The sequence below is a fragment of the Streptomyces sp. NPDC049627 genome, assembly GCF_044465645.1.
Lineage (GTDB): Bacteria > Actinomycetota > Actinomycetes > Streptomycetales > Streptomycetaceae > Streptomyces.
Window position 1 is genome coordinate 412720 of record NZ_JBITLW010000003.1, and the last position, 13188, is coordinate 425907.

17 protein-coding genes are annotated in these 13188 nt (G+C 70.5%); 11 read left to right on the top strand and 6 right to left on the bottom strand.

Features of this window, described 5'->3' with window-relative positions; genetic code table 11:
* Window positions 1–349 precede the first annotated feature (349 nt).
* The 7 genes from ACIBU0_RS10990 (at window position 350) to ACIBU0_RS11020 (ending at window position 4398) form a co-directional block, all read left to right on the top strand.
* Window positions 350–958 carry a GNAT family N-acetyltransferase gene (locus ACIBU0_RS10990; RefSeq protein WP_398814982.1) on the top strand — a complete coding sequence of 203 codons (609 nt, stop codon included), beginning with the start codon at window positions 350–352 and terminating at the stop codon, window positions 956–958.
* Between the two features lie 222 nt (window positions 959–1180).
* Window positions 1181–1765, top strand: coding sequence for a dihydrofolate reductase family protein (locus ACIBU0_RS10995; RefSeq protein WP_398814985.1), 585 nt, complete (start codon window positions 1181–1183; stop codon window positions 1763–1765).
* Window positions 1766–1791: 26 nt separating this feature from the next.
* A complete protein-coding gene (locus ACIBU0_RS11000; RefSeq protein WP_398814988.1) occupies window positions 1792–1995 on the top strand; it encodes a hypothetical protein in 204 nt (67 codons plus the stop codon).
* Window positions 1996–2102: 107 nt separating this feature from the next.
* Complete coding sequence (locus tag ACIBU0_RS11005; RefSeq protein ID WP_398814991.1) at window positions 2103–2516, top strand: YciI family protein; 414 nt, start codon at window positions 2103–2105, stop codon at window positions 2514–2516.
* A 29-nt stretch (window positions 2517–2545) separates the two neighbouring features.
* Window positions 2546–3772, top strand: a complete 1227-nt coding sequence (locus ACIBU0_RS11010; protein WP_398814994.1) for an RNA polymerase sigma factor — start codon at window positions 2546–2548, stop codon at window positions 3770–3772.
* Window positions 3773–3832: 60 nt separating this feature from the next.
* The gene (locus tag ACIBU0_RS11015; protein ID WP_398814997.1) at window positions 3833–4165 is read left to right on the top strand and encodes a DUF952 domain-containing protein; all 333 of its coding nucleotides are present in this window, start codon (window positions 3833–3835) and stop codon (window positions 4163–4165) included.
* Window positions 4162–4398, top strand: a complete 237-nt coding sequence (locus tag ACIBU0_RS11020; protein ID WP_398815000.1) for a hypothetical protein — start codon at window positions 4162–4164, stop codon at window positions 4396–4398. Before ACIBU0_RS11015 ends, ACIBU0_RS11020 begins: the two co-directional genes overlap by 4 nt.
* Here ACIBU0_RS11020 and ACIBU0_RS11025 read toward each other — a convergent pair.
* On the bottom strand, window positions 4382–5128 hold the full coding sequence (locus ACIBU0_RS11025; protein WP_398815003.1) for a VOC family protein: 747 nt from the start codon (window positions 5126–5128) through the stop codon (window positions 4382–4384). The genes ACIBU0_RS11020 and ACIBU0_RS11025 overlap by 17 nt on opposite strands.
* A gap of 118 nt (window positions 5129–5246) precedes the next feature.
* Between ACIBU0_RS11025 and ACIBU0_RS11030 the strand changes: the two genes are divergently transcribed.
* Together ACIBU0_RS11030 and ACIBU0_RS11035 are read left to right on the top strand one after the other, a co-directional pair.
* Window positions 5247–6401 (top strand): anion permease, encoded by a 1155-nt coding sequence (locus ACIBU0_RS11030; protein ID WP_398815006.1) that lies wholly within the window; start codon window positions 5247–5249, stop codon window positions 6399–6401.
* Between the two features lie 14 nt (window positions 6402–6415).
* A complete protein-coding gene (locus tag ACIBU0_RS11035; RefSeq protein WP_398815008.1) occupies window positions 6416–6649 on the top strand; it encodes a hypothetical protein in 234 nt (77 codons plus the stop codon).
* Between the two features lie 83 nt (window positions 6650–6732).
* Here ACIBU0_RS11035 and ACIBU0_RS11040 read toward each other — a convergent pair whose 3' ends face one another.
* Together ACIBU0_RS11040 and sodN are read right to left on the bottom strand one after the other, a co-directional pair.
* Window positions 6733–8121, bottom strand: a complete 1389-nt coding sequence (locus ACIBU0_RS11040; RefSeq protein WP_398815558.1) for a hypothetical protein — start codon at window positions 8119–8121, stop codon at window positions 6733–6735.
* 642 nt (window positions 8122–8763) lie between these two features.
* Window positions 8764–9159 (bottom strand): superoxide dismutase, Ni, encoded by a 396-nt coding sequence (gene sodN / locus ACIBU0_RS11045; RefSeq protein WP_020123534.1) that lies wholly within the window; start codon window positions 9157–9159, stop codon window positions 8764–8766.
* A 145-nt stretch (window positions 9160–9304) separates the two neighbouring features.
* Between sodN and sodX the strand changes: the two genes are divergently transcribed.
* A complete protein-coding gene (gene sodX / locus ACIBU0_RS11050; RefSeq protein WP_398815561.1) occupies window positions 9305–9739 on the top strand; it encodes a nickel-type superoxide dismutase maturation protease in 435 nt (144 codons plus the stop codon).
* On the opposite strand, the gene ACIBU0_RS11055 is transcribed toward sodX, so the two are convergent.
* Window positions 9643–10272 (bottom strand): CGNR zinc finger domain-containing protein, encoded by a 630-nt coding sequence (locus ACIBU0_RS11055; protein WP_398815011.1) that lies wholly within the window; start codon window positions 10270–10272, stop codon window positions 9643–9645. The two genes, sodX and ACIBU0_RS11055, sit on opposite strands and share 97 nt — an antisense overlap.
* A 99-nt stretch (window positions 10273–10371) precedes the next feature.
* Here ACIBU0_RS11055 and ACIBU0_RS11060 point away from each other — a divergent pair, with 99 nt between their 5' ends.
* The gene (locus ACIBU0_RS11060) at window positions 10372–11142 is read left to right on the top strand and encodes a class I SAM-dependent methyltransferase (protein WP_398815014.1); all 771 of its coding nucleotides are present in this window, start codon (window positions 10372–10374) and stop codon (window positions 11140–11142) included.
* Between the two features lie 315 nt (window positions 11143–11457).
* Here the strand turns inward: ACIBU0_RS11060 and ACIBU0_RS11065 are convergent, their stop codons facing one another.
* Together ACIBU0_RS11065 and ACIBU0_RS11070 are read right to left on the bottom strand one after the other, a co-directional pair.
* Window positions 11458–12219 carry an amino acid ABC transporter ATP-binding protein gene (locus ACIBU0_RS11065; protein ID WP_398815016.1) on the bottom strand — a complete coding sequence of 254 codons (762 nt, stop codon included), beginning with the start codon at window positions 12217–12219 and terminating at the stop codon, window positions 11458–11460.
* Complete coding sequence (locus tag ACIBU0_RS11070) at window positions 12216–13181, bottom strand: amino acid ABC transporter permease (RefSeq protein WP_398815019.1); 966 nt, start codon at window positions 13179–13181, stop codon at window positions 12216–12218. The genes ACIBU0_RS11065 and ACIBU0_RS11070 overlap by 4 nt, the downstream gene beginning before the upstream one ends.
* Between the last annotated feature and the right edge of the window lie 7 nt (window positions 13182–13188).

Below are 13188 nucleotides of genomic sequence, written 5' to 3' on the forward strand. Positions count from 1 at the left end.
ACGGCTTCGACGGCTTGAGGGCCGTCACAGCCGGCAGCCGTACAACTCAAGACCGCGGCAGTCGACGGCCGTACCACTCAAGACCGCGGCAGTCGACGCCACACGACCCGGGCCCCCCAGCGGCCGACGGTCGTCCAGACCCCGGAGCCACGGGGCCGTACGGTTCCTGACCCCGTACGGCCGGTGAGGGCTCCGGACCGGCGGGTCCCGCACATCCCCACGGTGTGCGGGGCCCGTCCATGTGTACCGGGCGGGCCGGTCGGATCTCGACAAACTGGTTTCCGAGGAAGGCGCGCACTCATCAATCCCCTTACCATCAAGGCCGGTTGAGACGAAGGGGCGAGTACACATGGGTGTGGCGATCCGGACGGCGGGCGAGGGCGACCGGGAGCTGGTGATCGGGCTGCTGGACGCGGCGTTCCAGGACGACCCGGTCAGCGGCTGGGTGTTCCCCGGTGAGGAGTACCGCCGTGCCAAGCACCCCGCCCTCATGGCCGCCTTCACGGACATCGTGCTCGCCGACGGCCGTATCGACCTCACCGAGGACGGCACGGCCTGTGCCCTGTGGCTGTCCGTCCCCGCACAGGACCACGGGCTGGACCCCGAACACGCCGACGACGAAGGCCCCGCCCGGCTGCGCGCCGAGATCGACCCGGACAACGAGCGCATCGAGCAGATCGCTCGGCTGACCGCAGCCATCCATCCCTCCGGCCGGGCTCACGAGTACCTGTGGATGATCGGGGTCGCCCCCGGGCACCAGGGCCTGGGCCTCGGCACCGCGCTCATCACCTCGGTCCTCGACCGCTGCGACCAGGACGGTCTGCCCGCCTATCTGGAGGCGAGCAACGCCCGCAGCCGGCAGCTGTACGAGCGCCTCGGCTTCGAGCTCAAGGAACGCCCCCTCGCCCTCCCGGACGGCCCCCGGATGTGGCCGATGTGGCGCGAACCGCGCGGTTGAGCCGTCTCGGGCACCCCTCGGTCGCTCCTCCCGCACGATCGTCCGCGATCCGCTCGACCAGTCGTCCGAGCATGGCGAGACAGCGCACGAGAGCGACCTCGGGTTTCCGGCCATGCGGAACCTCTCCTCTCACTTCATTCAGGGCACTCAATACGCTTGCGGCCACTACACATGGAGTACTACAACTGGAGTGGTTCACGTAGTCCACGAAAAGAGACCGGCTTGCGAAAGCTCACGTACTACATCGCCTGTTCGATCGACGGCTTCATCGGAGACCCGGGCGGCGACGGATCGGACATGGTGCGCTTCGCCGACGAGGAGTTCGTCGAGTTCGTGAAGAGCGAGTACCCGGAGACCCTGCCGACCCACGTCCGCCAGGCGCTGGGCATCGACGATCTGGGCAACAAGAGGTTCGACACGATCATCCAGGGCCGGGGCAGCTACGACGAGGCGCTGAAGGTGGGCATCACCAGCCCGTACGCCCATCTGCGCGAGTACGTCGCCTCACGCACGCTGAAGGAGTCGCCCGACCCGAACGTCGAGATCATCGGCGACGACCTGGTTGCCAAGGTCCGCGAACTCAAGGCGGAGGACTGCGGGTTCGGCATCTACCTGTGCGGAGGCTCGCAGATCGCGGGGGAACTGCTCGACGAGATCGACGAACTCGTCATCAAGACATACCCGACCGTGTACGGCACGGGCATGCCGATGTTCGGCTCCGGCTTCGCGGCCACGGACTTCACCTTGGAGTCGCTGCACAGCTTCGGCAACGGCGCCTTCGTCCGTACGTACAGCAGGAAGCGCTGACGCCCCACCCGCCCTACTCTGAGGACATGGCCAGCGAAGAGCACGCCTGTCCCGAGTGCGGACAGCCCGTGGAGACGGTCGTCAAGCGTCACAAGACGCTCGGCGCGTGGGTCCCGGTGTGGGTGGCCGGCCCCTGCCGCAATCCGAAGTGCGAGGCGTACGTCGAGGAAGGCGCCGAGCACGAGGACAAGCGCGAGGAGCACGACGTACCGACCACGAAAAATTCCTGAACCCGTGTCGAGAATCCCGGCCCGGCTCCGACGTCCCCTGTGAGAGCGGCCCACCGACCGAAAAGCGGCGGGTGGCCCGAGCCGACGGAAACCGAAGGAGCGGACTGATGAAGTACCTGGTCATGGTGCAGGGCACGCAGGCGGACTACGAGGCGATGCAGGGCAAGGCCTCCGCGCACTCGCCCGCCTGGAGTCAGCAGGACGTGCAGGCCATGTACGCGTACATGGGCGCGATCAACGACGACCTCGCCGAGACCGGCGAGCTGATCGACGGGCAGGGACTGGCCGAGCCCGCGAAGGTCCGGCACGTCACGGTGGGCGAGGACGGCAAGGCGGTGATCACGGACGGGCCGTACAGCGAGACCAAGGAGCTGCTGGCCGGCTACTGGGTGCTGGACTGCGCGAGCCTGGAGCGGGTCACCGAGATCGCCGAGCGCGTCGCCCGCTGCCCCCAGCCCGCCGGGGCCCCGGTGCACCCGGTGGCGATCCGGCCCATCCAGGACGGCGCCGGTGACATCTGAGCCGTCCGCGGGCAGAAGCTGAGCCGTCCATGAGCGCCACAGCCGACACCGAGGACCTGCTGCGCCGCCACGCGCCGCAGGTCCTCGGCGCGCTGGTGCGCCGGTACGGCCACTTCGACACCGCCGAGGAGGCGGTACAGGAGGCCCTGTTCGCCGCGGCCGAGCAGTGGCCGCGGACCGGCGTCCCGGACAATCCGCGCGGCTGGCTGATCAAGGTCGGCGCACGCCGGCTGACCGATGCCCTGCGCGCGGAGGAGGCGCGCCGGGCCCGGGAGGACAAGGTCGCGGCGCTGACGCCACGGGACGCCTTCACCGCCCCGCCACCGGGAGCGGACCGCGCTCCCCGCGAGGACGACACCCTCACGCTCCTCTTCCTCTGCTGCCACCCGAACCTGACCCAGCCCGCCCAGATCGCCCTCACCCTGCGCGCCGTCGGCGGCCTGACGACGGCGGAGATCGCCCGCGCCCATCTGGTCCCCGAGGCGACGATGGCCCAGCGCATCAGCCGGGCCAAGCAGAAGGTCCGCGGTGTGGGCTTCGGGCGCCCCGACGCCTGGGAGGAGCGCCTGCCCGCGGTCCTCCAGACCCTGTACCTGATCTTCAACGAGGGCTACACGGCGACCTCCGGCGCGAGCCTGATGCGACGGGACCTCGCGCGCGAGGCGATCCGGCTGGCCCGGGAGGTCCACCGCCTCCTCCCCGACACCGGCGAGGTGGCCGGCCTCCTCGCCCTGATGCTGCTCACCGACGCCCGCCGCGACGCGCGCACCGGCCCGCACGGGGACCTCGTGCCCCTCGACGAGCAGGACCGCGACCGCTGGGACAAGGCCGCGATCGAGGAGGGCGTCGCCCTGGTCACCCGGGCGCTCGCGAAGGGCCCCGCGGGGCCGTACCAGCTGCGTGCCGCCATCGCCGCCGTCCACGACGAGGCGCCCTCCGCGGCGGCGACCGACTGGCCGGAGATCCTCGGCCTCTACGACGTCCTCGTCCGTCTCGTCCCCGGTCCCGTCGAGCGCCTCAACCGCGCGGTCGCCGTCGCCATGGTCCGCGGCCCGCGGGCGGGGCTGGCCGAACTGGCCGGGCTGGAGGACGAGTTGGGTGCCGGGCACCGGCTGGACGCGGTCCGCGGCCACCTCCTGGAGCGGGCGGGCGCGCGCGACGAGGCCCGCGCCGCCTACGAGTCCGCGGCCGCCAAGACCCTGAGCCTGCCGGAACAGCGCTATCTGCACGCGCGGGCGGCACGGCTGAGGCAGTAGCCGCGTGGCTGAGGCAGCGCACCGCTGAGGCAGTAGCCCGGGCTGCCGTAGCGTTGGCCCATGCCCGAACACACGTACATCCTCCACATCACCGAGCGCTCCCTGTGGGAGGCGGCCCGCGAGCGCGGCGCGTACGAGATGTCGACGCGCGGTCGCACCCTCCAGGAGGAGGGCTTCATCCACTGCTCGACCCGCGCCCAGCTCCCCGCCGTGGCCGCTTTCCTGTACGGCTCCTACGACGGCCCCGACGAGCTGGTGGTGCTGGTGGTCGATCCGGCGCGGCTGGACGTGCCGGTCGAGTACGAGGCGCCGAAGCCCGGGGGTGAGGAGTTCCCGCATGTGTACGGGCCGATTCCGGTGGACGCCGTGGTGGACGTGGAGCCCTGGCGGTGACGGGGCGGCGCCGGTTATGGCGGTGGGTCGTGGCGGTGTGGGTGATCGTCGTGGCCGTCGCGGGCGGGGTGACGCTGTGGTTGCAGGACTCGGCCGAGCCGCGGCGGTACGGCTGGGAGGAGACCAGCCCGGCACCCTCGTTGTCGGCCTCGGTCTCGGTGCGGAACCTGTGCCCGAGTGCCACGCCCGCGGAGGACGGCTCCGTCCTCTGCTTCGTCAGGAACCGGCCCTAGGCAGCCCGCCCGTCTCCGGATCACGCCCCGTCAGGCAGTACACACCGCCCGCCGGATCGCGCATCACCGTCCAACGGGCACCCCGGGCGACGAAGACCGCGCCCAGCTCCTCGTGCCGGGCGCGGGTCGCGTCGATGTCCGCGCAGGCGAGGTCCAGGTGGGCCGAGGCGGGCCGCTCCTCGTCGAGCCGCTGCAGCAGGATGCGGATCGGCAGCCCGGGCGGCGGCTTGAGCACATGGAACTCCGGGCGGGAGCCGGGCGCCGACTGCCAGCCGTCCAACAGGGCACTCCAGAAGGCGACTTCGGTGTCGTACAGCGTTGGCGGTACGTCGACGCAGACCTGGTCGAGGCGGCTGCCGCGTACCACGGGCGGGCGTACCGACTCCCCGTGCCACGGCACGGCACAGAACAACTGCCCGGCGGGTGACCGCAGTACGGCCCACCCGTCGTGCTCGGCGGCGATGGCCGCGCCCAGCCGGAGCGCCGACCGCACGAGGTCCGGTACGTCGTCCACGGCGAAGTCGAGGTGCGCGCCACCGGCACCCGAGTCGACGCCCTGGGCCTTGACGCAGGCATCGGCGCTGTCGCCCGGCAGCAGCGTCACGAACTCGTCCTGGCCGCCGCGGAATTCGGACAGGCGGGTGTCCGTGACGGCCGTCCAGAACGCACAGGCCCGGCCGAACAGGCCGGTGGGACGGTCGACGAAGGCGTACGTCCAGCGGATGCTCATGGTGTGATCGTAGGTCCACACCCGCTCCGCACTGCCCTTACCGACCGTGCGCCACGTCCTGGGACGCGCTTTGCCGTCAGTTCCCCGGATATTGGCCTGCGCTTGTTTGCATTGGGGAATGGACCACATCACGTTCCTGGTGGCGGTCGTCATCGTGACGGCCCTCGCCTTCGACTTCACCAACGGATTCCACGACACGGCGAACGCGATGGCCACCTCCATCGCCACGGGGGCCCTCAGACCGAGGACGGCCGTGCTCATCAGTGGCGTCCTGAACATCATCGGCGCCTTCCTGTCCACCGAGGTCGCCCAGACGATCTCCGGCGGCATCGTGGACGACACCCTCGTCACCCCGGGCATGATCTTCGCGGGCCTGGTCGGGGCGATCCTGTGGAATCTGCTCACCTGGCTGGTCGGGCTGCCGTCCAGTTCGTCGCACGCGCTGTTCGGCGGGCTGATCGGGGCCGTCTGGGTCGGTGCGGGATCGCACGGCGTGCACTTCGACAAGGTTGTCGAGAAGGTGCTGATCCCGGCGGTGGCCTCGCCGGTCGTGGCGGGGGTCGCGGCGCTGCTGGCCACGTATCTGGCGTACAAGCTCACTTCGCGCGCCCGCAAACAGTCCGTCACCAAGGGCTTCCGCCTCGGCCAGATCGCCTCGGCCTCGCTCGTCTCCCTGGCCCACGGCACCAACGACGCGCAGAAGACGATGGGCGTCATCACGCTCACCCTGATCTCGGCGGGCGCGCTGGGCCATGACGCGGGCCCGCCCTTGTGGGTGATCGCCTCGGCCGGTCTGGCCATCGGTCTCGGCACCTACCTCGGCGGCTGGCGGATCATCCGCACGATGGGCAAGGGCCTGACGGAGATCCAGTCCCCGCAGGGCTTCGCCGCCGAGACGGCGTCCACGACGGTGATCCTCACCTCGGCCCACCTGGGCTTCGCCCTGTCCACCACCCAGGTCGCCTCCGGCAGCATCCTCGGCGCGGGCCTGGGCCGCCGGCTGGCGGAGGTCCGGTGGGGCGTGGCCGGGCGCATGGTCGTGGCCTGGCTGGTCACCCTGCCCGCCGCGGCGCTGGTGGGCGGCGTGTCGGCGGGCGTGGTCAAGCACGGCGGCGACATCGGAACGGCCGTGGTCGCCCTGGTCGGCGGCGCCGTGGCCGCCGGCATCGTGCTCGTCTCCCGCCGCAACCCGGTGTCCGCGCACAACGTCAACGACACCCACGAGGTCACGGTCCGCGGCGCGGAGCCGGCCCGGGTCGGCACGGCCGCCTGAGAAGGGGAGTTCGCATGCATCTCGACTGGACCGCACTCGGCCAGGTCACCGCGGTGAGCCTGGCGGTCACGGTGGCCGTGGTCACCGTCTTCGCCTTCGGCGTGCTGGGCCTGGCCCGCTACGAAGGGGCACGCGAGGAGGGCGGCGGCACGTCCGCCCTCGGCGTCGCCCAGGCCGGGCTGTGCTTCCTCGCCTGCGCGGCGGTGGTGGCGTACGGGATCTACCTGATCGTGCCGCAGTTCCACTGACGGGGGTTGCGTACGGACGGCTGAGGGGCCTGGCCCGGCGAGCGCCGAGCCCGGCTCTTCACGTAGCGCTCGGAGCCGTTCGCTCAGAGCCGCTCGTACACCGTCACCCGCCGCCCGCGCACCTGTTCGTCCGCCACCACCGTGAAGTGCTCCTTCAGTACGGCGGTCTTCACCCGGTCCCGCTCGTTCGACGGCGGCCGGGCCACGTCGGGCGCGTCGGTGACCAGCAGTATCCGCCGCTGTGCCAGCATCGCGGACCGTATCCGGGCCGGATCCGCCTCCTCGCCCTTCAACGTCCCCGACGCCACCGGGCTCTCGGCCAGCGCGATGTCCCGCAGGCCGGCGAAGTGACCGGGGGAGACCAGCGCGGTGTCGCGCCGGGCGGCCGGCACGAAGACCACCGCGTCCCCGGTCTCCTTCAACCGCCGTACGTCCGACGCCACCGCCAGGACGTCGTCCACCCGGCTGGCCGGAGACCGCTTGGCCAGCGACTGCGGCAACAGCGCCAGCATCGCCACGGCGACCACGACCGGCACCAGCCAGGGCGCCGCTCTCGGGAACCGCTGCCCGGTCGTGCGTACGGCCGTGCCCAGCGCCGTGCCGATCAGCAGCGCCAGCCCGAGCATGCCGAACAGGACGTAGCGGTCCAGGAACAGGGGCCGGACCAGACAGAGGCCGAGCAGGCCGATCTGAGGCACCGCCAGCAGCGGCAGCCCGACGGCCGCGACCGACAGCCGTCCCGCCCGCGGCCGGTCCAGCAGGGCCGCGAGAGAGCCGATCGTGAGCAGGACCGCCGGGCCGATCAGCATGTGCCAGGTCAGCGGCGGGATCCAGGAGACCTGGTCGGCCTGGCTACGGCTGAACAGGACCAACGGCAGCACAGCGGCGACGGCGCCCGTCGCGGCCGCCGCCCAGCGTGTCCATGTCCCGCGTCCGGCCCGCGTCCAGAGGAGGGTCGTCAGATGCGCGGGCAGGATCAGCAGCGACAGCCAGTTCAGCAGCCCGCACACCGCGACCGTGCCCCCGTACGCGGCCCAGTGCGCCGCCCGGCCGCGGCCCTGAAGGACGGTGACCAGCAACAGGGTGGACACCCCGGCGCCTGCCGCGACCAGCGCGTACGGGCGCCCCTCCTGCAGATGGAACTGCACGGCCGGAAGCAGCCCGAACGCCAGCCCTCCCGCCAGGCCCGCCCAACCTCCGGCCAGCCGCCGGCCGATGACCGTCACACAGGCCGCCGCGACGGCCATGGCCAGCACGGAGGGCAGCCGCAGGGTGGTGGTACAGGCCCCGAACCACTCGAACAGCCCGTGCATCAGCAGGTAATAGAGCCCGTGCACGGCGTCGACGTGCCCCAGCATGTGCCAGATGTCGGCGACGGGCCGCCGGGCCACCTGCCAGGTCGCGGCCTCGTCCCGCCACACGCTGTCCTGCCGGGACAGCCCCCACAGGCCGAGGGCCAGGGTCCAGAGCATGGGGATCGGCCACAGGGGCAGACGGCGGCGCAGGGGATTCTCCCGGGAATCGGCATCCAGTACGGCGGGGGAGATGCCGCCGGGCGATGTGGCCCCGAAGTGGTCCGCCACCTGCCCGCTGCCGCGGAGCATGCCGAAGAGCGCCTCGGCCCGAGCGGCCGAGACGGGATCAGAGCGTGCTCAACTTCCCCCGAGAGGCACCCGCCCCGCACGTCAGGCGAAGGGGTGGACATGCCAGAACCTACGGGAACGGGCCGATGTGCAGCCACTTTTCGCCGCGTGAACACAATCACCGGGGATGCGGGGAACCTTGAGTCCGTCGAGCCGTCGGATTCCTCCGCTTCATCCCCTTCATCGCTTCTGCGGCTTGCGTCAGATGATGCTGTAGCGCAGCAGGAGGTGACGTCGGTACTCGGCGCCGGGCAGTATCTCGGCGCTGCCGTATGTGCAGATGGCCGTCGAGGGGAAGCGGACCGTCTTCACCGACAGCCCGGTACGGCGGGCCAGTTCACCGATCGAGGAAGGGCGAAGAAAAACCGCACCCGGCCGTCAAGACGCCGTGTTCGGCGGCCTGCGGGCCGGGTGCGGACAGGGAGACGCTGCAAGCAAGGAGATTGCAGGTCAGAGGGCGCGATCCAGAGATCAGGCCTTCTTGGTCTCCCAGAAGATCTTGTCGATCTGGGCGATGTAGTCCAGAGCCTTCTGACCGGTGGCCGGGTCGGTGGACGCCTTGGCGGCCGAGAGGGCCTTCAGGGCGTCGTTGACCAGCTGGTGCAGCTCGGGGTACTTCTCGAAGTGCGGGGGCTTGAAGTAGTCGCTCCAGAGCACCGAGACGTGGTGCTTCGCGAGCTCGGCACGCTGCTCCTTGATGACGGTGGCACGCGCCTGGAAGTGCGGGTCGTCGTTGGCGGCCATCTTCTCCTGGACGGCCTTCACCGACTCCGCCTCGATGCGGGCCTGGGCCGGGTCGTACACACCGCAGGGCAGGTCGCAGTGCGCGCTGACCTTGACCTTGGGGGCAAACAGGCGGGAAAGCATGGAGCATTCCTTCCTCGTGATCGTCTTCTCAGGTGGGACATTACTCCCTGCAAGACGGGTTTTCGCGAGTGCCCCCATGGGCTTAGGACAAAAGTCCAGGGTCAGACTGAGACTGGTGGAGGACCGTACCGGGGAGGTGCCGGGGATGCCGGAGTTGTCGCAGGAGACCGAGCGCGGGCGGGCGGACCGGCCCTTCGGGTGGGCCGAGGTGACCGGGCCGTCGATGGTGCCCACGCTGTACCACGGCGATCTGCTCGTGGTGCTGCACCGCGGCCGCATCAGGGCCGGCGACGTCGTCATCCTGCGTCATCCCTTCCAGCAGGACCTGCTCGTCGTCAAGCGTGCCGCGGAGCGGCGCGAGGGCGGCTGGTGGGTGCTCGGGGACAACGCCTACGCCGGGGGCGACAGCACCGACTACGGGGTCGTGCCCGATGAGCTGATCCTGGGCAAGGTCCGGCTGCGCTACCGGCCCCGCAAGCCGGATCAGCGCTCGCCGTTCGCGCTGGCGCGCTGGGCGCTGTCGGCGGTACGGCCCGTCTTCGCGGACCGGTCGGCCTCCAGGCGTTTGCGGGCGCGGTAGGCGGCGACGTTGGCGCGGGTGGCACAGCGGTCCGAGCAGTAGCGCCGGGAGCGGTTGGTGGACGTGTCCAGGTAGGCGTTGCGGCACGGGGCCGCCTCGCACAGGCCCAGCCGGTCCACGCCGTACTCCGTCAGGTGGAAGGCCAGGCCCATCGCCGCGATCGCCGCGTAGCCCGCGGTCGCGTTCGACGGGTGGTCCGCCAGGTGCATGTGCCACAGGGGGCGGCCGTCGTCGTCCCGGAAGTCGTGGCCGGAGATCTGCGGGCTCACCGGGAACTCCAGGAGCAGGGAGTTCAGCAGGTTCACGGCGAGTGTCTCGTCGCCCTTGTCCGCCGCATCGAAGACCGACCTCAGCCGCGCCCGGACCGAGCGGAAGCGGGTGACGTCGGCGTCGGTGGCGCGGCGGGCCGCCTCCTGGCTGACGCCGAACAGGTCGCGAACGGCCTCGACGGAGGTCAGCGCGTCCTTGCCCCGGGCCGGGTCCTCGCTGTTGACGAGTCGTACGGCGTAATCCGAGTAATAGGCCAGTTCCACTTGTAGTCCTTACAGAGGCGTTCTATCGTCGTCGTGCGGTCGGGTAACAGCCGATTGTGCTTCCAGGGTATTACGTGACGTGCGCGATGGAGGGGCTCGATGACGGACACGACCACCACCACGACGACGGCCGACTGGCCTGCCTGGCAGGAGAGCTGGGACCGGCAGCAGGAGTGGTACATGCCCGACCGCGAGGAACGCTTCCGGATCATGCTCGACATGGTGGAGGCCCTCGTCGGCCCCGCCCCGCGCGTGCTCGATCTCGCGTGCGGCACGGCAAGTATCACGGCCCGGCTGCTCGCGCGGTTCCCCGAGGCCACCAGCACCGGCGTCGACCTCGACCCCGCGCTCCTGGCCATCGCCGAGGGCACCTTCGCGGGCGACGAGCGGGTCGCCTTCGTCACCGCCGACCTCAAGGACCCGGACTGGCCGGCCCGGCTGCCGTACGACTCGTACGACGCCGTCCTGACCGCCACGGCCCTGCACTGGCTGCACCGTGAACCCCTCGCGGCCCTCTACGGTCAGGTCGCGGAGCTCGTCCGCGACGGCGGTGTGTTCATGAACGCGGACCACATGATCGACGAGTCGACGCCCCGGATCAACGCGGCCGAGCGCGATCGGCGCCACGCCCGCATGGATCAGGCCAAGGCGCACGGTGTCCTCGACTGGTCCGAGTGGTGGCAGCTCGCCGCCAAGGACCCGGTCCTCGCCGGGCCGACGGCCCGCCGCTTCGAGATCTACGGCGAGCACGCCGACGGCGACATGCCGTCCGCCGCGTGGCACGCGCGCGTGCTGCGCGAGAAGGGGTTCGGGGAGGCGCGACCGGTGTGGTGCTCGCCCTCGGACACGCTGTTGCTCGCGTTGAAGTAGGCCGACGGGCATACGGTGACGAGGAGGCGGTACGAGAAATTCGTACCGCCTCCGCTGCGTCCCGAGAGGTGTCCCCTGTCGGCGCGCCGAGTCATGATCACGGCCGGCAGCGGTTTCGAGGGCAACCTGTCCCCGGGACCACGGCTCGACGCCCAGCCCAGTACGAGGGCTTCCGCCCGGCACGCCGAGAGCACGCACCAGACGCCGCGGGGCCCGCCCTCCGGGCGGACGACGGGACTTTGCGGACACGGCCCAGCGGGAGCAAGGCGAAGGGGCGGTACGAGAATCTCGTACCGCCCCTTCAGCGTCGTACCGTCAGAGCACCTTGGACAGGAACGCCTGCGTCCGCTCGTGCTGCGGGTTGGTCAGGACCTCGCGCGGGTCGCCGGACTCGACGACCACGCCGCCGTCCATGAAGACCAGGCTGTCGCCGACCTCACGGGCGAAGCCCATCTCGTGCGTGACGACGACCATCGTCATGCCGGACTCGGCGAGGTCGCGCATGACGTCGAGGACGTCGCCGACCAGCTCCGGGTCGAGGGCCGAGGTCGGCTCGTCGAAGAGCATCAGCTTCGGGTCCATCGCCAGCGCCCGGGCGATGGCCACACGCTGCTGCTGGCCGCCGGACAGCTGCGAGGGGTAGTTCCCGGCCTTGTCGGCCAGGCCGACGCGGTCGAGCAGCTCCCGTGCGCGCTCCCTGGCCTGGGTCTTGCTCGTGCCCTTGACCTGGATCGGCGCCTCCATGACGTTCTCCAGCGCCGTCATGTGCGGGAACAGGTTGAACCGCTGGAACACCATGCCGATGTCCCGCCGCTGCTGTGCGACCTCGCTGTCCTTGAGCTCGTACAGCTTGTCGCCCTTCTGGCGGTAGCCGACCAGGTCGCCGTCGACGTAGAGCCGACCCGCGTTGATCTTCTCCAGGTGGTTGATGCACCTGAGGAACGTCGACTTGCCGGAGCCGGAGGGGCCGATGAGGCAGAACACCTCGCCGGTCTGCACCTCCAGGTCGATGCCCTTGAGGACCTGCACGGCGCCGAAGGACTTGTGGACGCCCTCGGCCTTCACCATGGCGGTCATGCCCCAGCACCCCTTTCACGACCCAGACCGAGCATGTTCGCCTTGACCTTCTGCCACGGCGTCGGCGGCAGGTTCCGGGTCGAGCCACGGGCGTAACGGCGCTCCAGGTAGTACTGGAACACGCTGAACACGCTGGTCATGACCAGGTACCAGATGCACGCCACGAACAGCATCTCCATCACGGCGTACGACGTGGAGCCGATCGTCGAGGTGGCGCGCAGCAGTTCGTTGTACGTCACCGCGTACACCAGCGACGAGGTCTTCAGCATGTTGATGAACTCGTTGCCGGTCGGCGGCACGATCACCCGCATGGCCTGCGGGATGACGATGCGGCGCAGCGTCTTGCCGTGGCTCATGCCGAGCGCGTGCGCGGCCTCGGTCTGGCCCTCGTCCACAGCCATCAGACCGGCGCGGCAGATCTCCGCCATGTACGCCGCCTCGTTCAGGCCCAGGCCCAGCAGGGCGGCCATGAACGGCGTCATGACGTCGACCATCTCGTCCTTGTAGATCGGGCCGAGATTCAGCATGGGGAAGATCAGCGCCAGGTTGAACCACAGCAGCAGCTGGACGTAGACCGGCGTGCCGCGGAAGAACCAGATGTAGACCCAGGCCACCCAGCTCGTCACCGGGTTCTTGGACAGGCGCATCACGGCCAGGATCACGCCGAGGACCACGCCCATGACCATCGCCAGGACGCTGATCAGCAGGGTGCGACCGGCGCCCTTGAGAACCGTGTCGTCGAACACGTAGTCGCCGACCGCGTGCCACTGGATCTTCTCGGCGGTGGCGAACGCGTTGACGAGCAGGGCCACCAGGGCCAGCACGACGACACCGCTGACCCAGCGGCCGTAGTGCCGTACCGGAATGGCCTTGATCGCCTCGGGCGGGAGGGCCCCACCGTCCTTGGAGACGGCGGCCGACGGGTTGGCGTCGGCCGGCTCCTTGTCGAACTTGTCAGTCACTGTGACT